Below are 5,751 nucleotides of genomic sequence, written 5' to 3' on the forward strand. Positions count from 1 at the left end.
AAATACAAAAAAATCAATTAGAATACGATAATTTTTAAAATATTTTTTATATAAAAAATAGTTATTATATTACAAATAAAATTTTTCAAAGTATTAAAAAGTCCGTCATTACGAACGAGGCTAAAGTATCGCAATTACAAATTTTTATTGTTATTTTTGGACTATTTTTTTATTTTTAAGTAATTAAATAAGCCAACCATGGGAGTCGAACCCACGACCCACGCATTACGAATGCGTTGCTCTACCAACTGAGCTAGGTTGGCGTTATTTAATCATTTGAGGAGTTTAAATTTAAATTAATTATAACATTTATAAAATATTTGTCAACGATTTTTATTTATCTATTTTACTTAAAATATATTCCGAAAAGTTTATTTGAAGTTATAAAGTAATTTTCATAATTTGTATTTATATTTATTTAATTAAGAATTTTTTTCAAATAATAAACTTTATCGACTTGACAAATAAAATTTTTTTTATATACTATATTGTATTGAGAGAGAAATATGGCAAGACTTAATATTGAAAACGAAAGCGTAAAAAAGTATATTTATTCAATCTCCGAAAAATTGATGAGACATTTCGATTTGGAATATCAAATAGAAAAAGAAAACGAATATTTTGATTTATACGCTTTTCATCAAAATAATTTTTTCAAATCTTTTATAGCCCGTTCGACAGTTTACGAAGGCTATTCGGTATTCGAGCATGTTTTGGTTCGTTATATTAAAGAATGCGAGGATGAAGAATTGCAAAAATTTGAGGAAATGCTTGTAAGACTTACTCCGATACTTTCTAATCCGAATAAATTTCATAAACGAAGCATTATAACGGGAATAATTATTACGGAAAACTCTTTAAAGCCCGAATGGGAAAAGAGAGTTAAAAAATTCTTTTATAGAGTTAGTTATAAATTATTGTTTCATGGCTGGTCCGAAACTCAATACGCTTTAGTCTCTATGAAAGATAAAAATTTGTATCTACCTAAAATGAGGAAAAAAGAATTAAAAGTTCTGCTTTCCGATTTTTAGTGGATTATATAATCTTATTTTAACAAGGGAGGATGAAACATGAATGCTTTCATACTTTTACTAATTGGCATAGTAGCCTTTTTTATCGCCTATATAGGCTACGGTTCGTTTTTGGCGAAGAAGTGGGGTATTGACCCGGGAAAGAAAACTCCCGCTCATACTCTAACGGACGGAAAAGATTATGTTCCGACAGACGCTAAAGTCGTTTTGGGACACCACTTTTCTTCGATAGCGGGCGCGGGTCCTATTACCGGTCCTATTATCGCTACGATGTTCGGATGGCTTCCCGTTTATCTCTGGATAGTATTCGGATGCATATTCTTCGGCGGAGTTCATGATTACGGTTCATTGCTCGCGTCTTTGCGACATGAAGGTAAATCAATAGGCGAAGTTATAAGGCATAATGTCGGACAAAAAGGTAAAATAATGTTTACTCTTTATGCCTTCATTACAATTTGTTTGGTTGTAGCCGCATTCCTCGATATTACGGCGGGAACTTTCGGCGTAAATGACGGAGACCCTCAAATAAGTGCGGCAGCTGGAACGGCTTCTATGCTCTTTATCGTTCTTGCTCTATTATTCGGTTTCATGGTTTACAGAAAAGGCGCGGGAGTTCTTGTATCCACTATAATAGGCGTTGTTTTACTTGCCATAGTAATATGGGTTTCGGATAAATATCCGTTCTTGCAATTAAATAAAGGAACTTGGCAAATAATACTTACGATTTATATTATAGCCGCTTCATTAATGCCAGTTTGGATATTATTACAGCCGAGAGATTATTTATCTTCATTCCTGCTTTACGCTATGGTTATAGGCGGACTTGTTGGATTAATTGTAGGTCGTCCTTCTATGCAAACGGCTATGTTTACGAGCATTAATCCAAGCGCTGGAAATTATCTTTTCCCAATACTGTTTATTACCGTTGCCTGCGGTGCGATTTCGGGATTCCATGCTTTGGTAAGTTCGGGAACGAGCGCCAAACAGCTTAATAGCGAAAAAGACGCAAAATTGGTAGGATACGGCGCTATGCTTATAGAAGGCGTTGTTGCAATAATAGCTTTAATGAGCGTTGCCGCAGTTGCAGATAATGCAACGGGTTCGCCAGCTCAAAGATTCGCGGTTGGAGTTGCAACATTCATGAATTCTTTCGGAATTCCTATGGGAATAGGAAGAACTTTCGTTACATTGGCTTTCGCTTCATTTGCATTGACTTCATTAGACAGTGCTACTCGTATCGGAAGATATTTGGTGCAAGAATTAGGAGAATATACTTCGGCTGACGGAAGAGTTCATAAAACATTCTTAACGAATCCTTATATAGCTACGGCAATAACGGTTGCGGTATCATTAGGCTTTACTTTCTACGGTTATGCAAGAATATGGCCGATTTTCGGAAGCGCAAATCAATTATTGGCGGGATTATCATTGCTTGCCGTTGCCGCTTGGATAAAGAATCGACAAAAAAGAACATCTTGGGAAACTATTATTCCTTTAGTGTTTATGTTTGCCGTTACGCTTTCCGCTTTAGGTTTAGTCGTTTATACAAATATGGCTAAAAAGACTTTTGACGGCTATGTATTGGCGGTTATAGCGGCTATAATGATAATATTAGCGGTTGTAGAATTATTTATTACTGGACAATGGGCGAGAGGCTTAAAAGATTCGGTTTCAAGTCCTAACGAAACTGCGGGAAATAAATAATTGGAGTTTAAATAAAAAGCCAAAAACTAATCGAAAAATAATGCCTCGTTCATATATTTATGGGCGGGGCTTTTTTATTCCAATCAAAATGTCTAATCAAAATATTAGTATTGTCGATATATTATATAACTATATTTAAAGGCGTATATTTAATTTATGCAGAGTAAAAAATTCAAAATAAAGGAAGAAAAAGCGACTATTCTCGATATAAAAGCGGCGGTTTCTATAGCTTTATTCAACGGAGAGCTAAATAATAGAGATATAGAAATTGATACGGATGTCAGAAGGGCGATAACTTATAATAAAATTATATTCGAGGATTTGTCAAAAAGGCTATTTTCTTATTATAACAGCCGTGAGGATAAAAAAAATAAATTGAAAGAAATTTCGCTTATAAGGGCGCTTAAAAAAAATCCTAATTTACTAAATAAAGAAAAAATATATTATATAGAAAATCCAAACGATAAAACTTTTGAATTCTTAAACGATGTTTTGGATAAAGAAAAAAAAGTGAGAGGATACAGCGAGTATATTTTGTTTTCTCTCTTTAATAATTATTTTGACTATATAAAAAATTAAGAGTTTTAAATTTTTAAATACTATTAGGATTTTGTTATGAAGAAAATTATTTTAGTTTTTATTATATTCAATTTTTTTAATTTATTATTTGCTCAAAATTCCGCTCCAACGGGAAATGTGAATTTAGACAGAGAATTTTTTAACGCCGAAAAATTATTCTTTCAAAAAAAATATAATTTATCTCGAGAGGCTTTTCTTTTATATTTGAAAAAAAGACCGCTTTCGACAAACGACATGCTTTATTATTATATCGGCGCTTGCTATTTTCAAGATAAACAGTATCAAAACGCTATAGAATATTATAAACTCGCTTTCGATATAAACGATTCTTATTCTTACTGTAATAATATTGCCAACTCTTATTATCAATTAAAAAATTATAACGAGGCTTTGATTTGGTATAATCGTTCGGCGGAAAGATTGCATTCTCTTTATTCGGCAAATATAAACGAAGAGATTTTAACCGATTATACGATTTCGCAAAATGTGGTTACAAATACGATTTTTATTGGAAATTCGGATTTAAATTCTAATCAAAATTTGGAAGAAAATATAAACGAAGATTTTAATAATTTTACTAATGAAAAAAATTCTATTTATAATTCTTTTACAAAATTGCCTTTATTTACAAATATTATTATTACCAATACATATACAAACGAATATTCTTTTACAAATAAAACGGCATCATTTGAAGATAACGATAATTTTTATTTGTCAATTATAGGCGACACTACAAATATTACGACAATTACCGATTTTACTTTGGACGGAACAAATATGGTTTTCACAAATATAATAGTTTCGTTTAATTCTTATAACACTTCCGCTTTATATTACAGCGCTTATCTCAATATGGGGCATACTTATTTGGCTTTGGGCGATTTGACTAACGCTGCGATATCATACGAAATATTTTTAAAAAATGTCGGAGACGATTATTATCAAAAAGATTCTTTGGATAAAGTGATTTCTTTGATTAGAACTAACGATAATTCTATTAAATTTATTCCTTTCACAAATAATTATAGAATAAGCGAAAATAATGACGGAAGTATAACAACGGAAAATATTTATCCTAATTTTGATTATACAAAAGAAATTTTATTTGATAACGGAGTTAGAATAGTTTACGAAAAAGGAAAAATTGAAAAAACAAAAATGTATTCCAACGATTATGAGATTTCCGACACTTTATATGATTATGGAAAACGAGAAATAGAAACTATATTTGAAAACGGCGATAAAAAAACGGAAAGTTATTTTGCCGACAATTCAAAATCAATAAATATAAAAACTGCGGGCGGAGATATTTTTGAATATATTTTATACGCGGATGGTTCTTTTATAAATAGAAAATCTGAAGGCGATAATATTATTACCGAAATAAAAAAGCCAGACGGTTCTTTAATTGTCAAAACCGACAATCCTGACGGAAGTTATAAAATAGTTGCAAATTATATTGACGGAAGCATAGGAACTACGATAGTCGACAGCGAAGGAATAAGCGCTTTGAAAATAGTTTATCCCGATGGCAGAGTGGAGGAAAGAAATTCGCAAAATACTGGAGAAGGAACTTTTTCTTATAATATTAAAGCGGACGATGGAAGCGTGATAACGAAAACTTATAACGATGACGGTTCTTTTACCGTGATAACAAAAAAAGTTGACGGAACGGTAATAACCGATACAGTATCGGAAGACACCGTAAGCGAAATAAAAATGCCTAACGGAAGTTTGATAACAAGAATAATAAAAGCGGACGGCTCAAAAGAAACAACGACTGTAAATAAAGATTCGAGTTATATAAAAGAAACGGTAAATGCAGATTCGAGCAGCGTCACGGAAACGGTTAATGCGGACGGTTCGACTTCGACTATTACTAAAGATATTTATGGAAATACTGAAGCGGTTAATATTTTTAGCGGCGGAGGATATTCCGTTCATAAAAATTATATAGACGGAAAAAGCGTGATAAACGAAACCAAATCGGACGGAACGATAATCGATATAGAAAACGATGGAAAAAATAAAACATTGAGAGCGGTTGATTTTGAAGGCTATATTATTGAAATGAAACAGTATGTAAACGGAGACAGCGAAATAGCTTTGCACGATTCCGCTGGAAACAGAGTGGATTTGAAAACGGCAAAAATGGTAATAAGACGAATGGATTTAAGCATAAAAGCGGAAGATGTGAATAATCTTATCGGCGCTGAAAATGAAAATTCTACCGATGAGAATTTGGCTGATGAAAATTCCGAAGTTGATACTGAAGAAAGTTTTAATGAAAATGAAGAAGAGAGTTTAAATGATTTTGAAGATAATTCTACTTACGAATAATTTTTAATAATTGTTAATTAATAATATTTTCTATAATTTTATAATTGCTATTTTATCTATAACATTATACAATACTTCATTTATATTTTTAGAT

4 protein-coding genes and 1 tRNA gene are annotated in these 5,751 nt (G+C 31.8%); 4 read left to right on the plus strand and 1 reads right to left on the minus strand.

The genetic code is table 11. The features are described from left to right. Positions 1-190 precede the first annotated feature (190 nt). Positions 191-263 (minus strand) — tRNA-Thr (locus ACR0QS_RS10235). 243 nt (positions 264-506) lie between these two features. Here ACR0QS_RS10235 and ACR0QS_RS10240 point away from each other — a divergent pair. The 4 genes from ACR0QS_RS10240 (at position 507) to ACR0QS_RS10255 (ending at position 5,657) form a co-directional block, all read left to right on the plus strand. After that, positions 507-1,031 (plus strand): hypothetical protein, encoded by a 525-nt coding sequence (locus ACR0QS_RS10240; protein WP_432633348.1) that lies wholly within the window; start codon positions 507-509, stop codon positions 1,029-1,031. Between the two features lie 39 nt (positions 1,032-1,070). After that, the gene (locus ACR0QS_RS10245) at positions 1,071-2,735 is read left to right on the plus strand and encodes a carbon starvation CstA family protein (RefSeq protein ID WP_432633349.1); all 1,665 of its coding nucleotides are present in this window, start codon (positions 1,071-1,073) and stop codon (positions 2,733-2,735) included. 156 nt (positions 2,736-2,891) lie between these two features. Then, positions 2,892-3,314, plus strand: coding sequence for a hypothetical protein (locus tag ACR0QS_RS10250; protein ID WP_432633350.1), 423 nt, complete (start codon positions 2,892-2,894; stop codon positions 3,312-3,314). 36 nt (positions 3,315-3,350) lie between these two features. After that, entirely contained in the window at positions 3,351-5,657 is a 2,307-nt protein-coding gene (locus ACR0QS_RS10255) for a tetratricopeptide repeat protein (protein ID WP_432633351.1), read from the plus strand. Positions 5,658-5,751 lie beyond the last annotated feature (94 nt).

This window comes from Brachyspira sp. (genome assembly GCF_050873525.1).
GTDB lineage: Bacteria > Spirochaetota > Brachyspiria > Brachyspirales > Brachyspiraceae > Brachyspira.

What these genes read in the sequence shown, in the direction of transcription:
- ACR0QS_RS10245 (WP_432633349.1), top strand. Translation starts at nt 1,071, where the DNA reads ATGAATGCTTTCATACTTTTACTAATTGGCATAGTAGCCTTTTTTATC.
- ACR0QS_RS10240 (WP_432633348.1), top strand. Translation starts at nt 507, where the DNA reads ATGGCAAGACTTAATATTGAAAACGAAAGCGTAAAAAAGTATATTTAT.
- ACR0QS_RS10255 (WP_432633351.1), top strand. Translation starts at nt 3,351, where the DNA reads ATGAAGAAAATTATTTTAGTTTTTATTATATTCAATTTTTTTAATTTA.
- ACR0QS_RS10250 (WP_432633350.1), top strand. Translation starts at nt 2,892, where the DNA reads ATGCAGAGTAAAAAATTCAAAATAAAGGAAGAAAAAGCGACTATTCTC.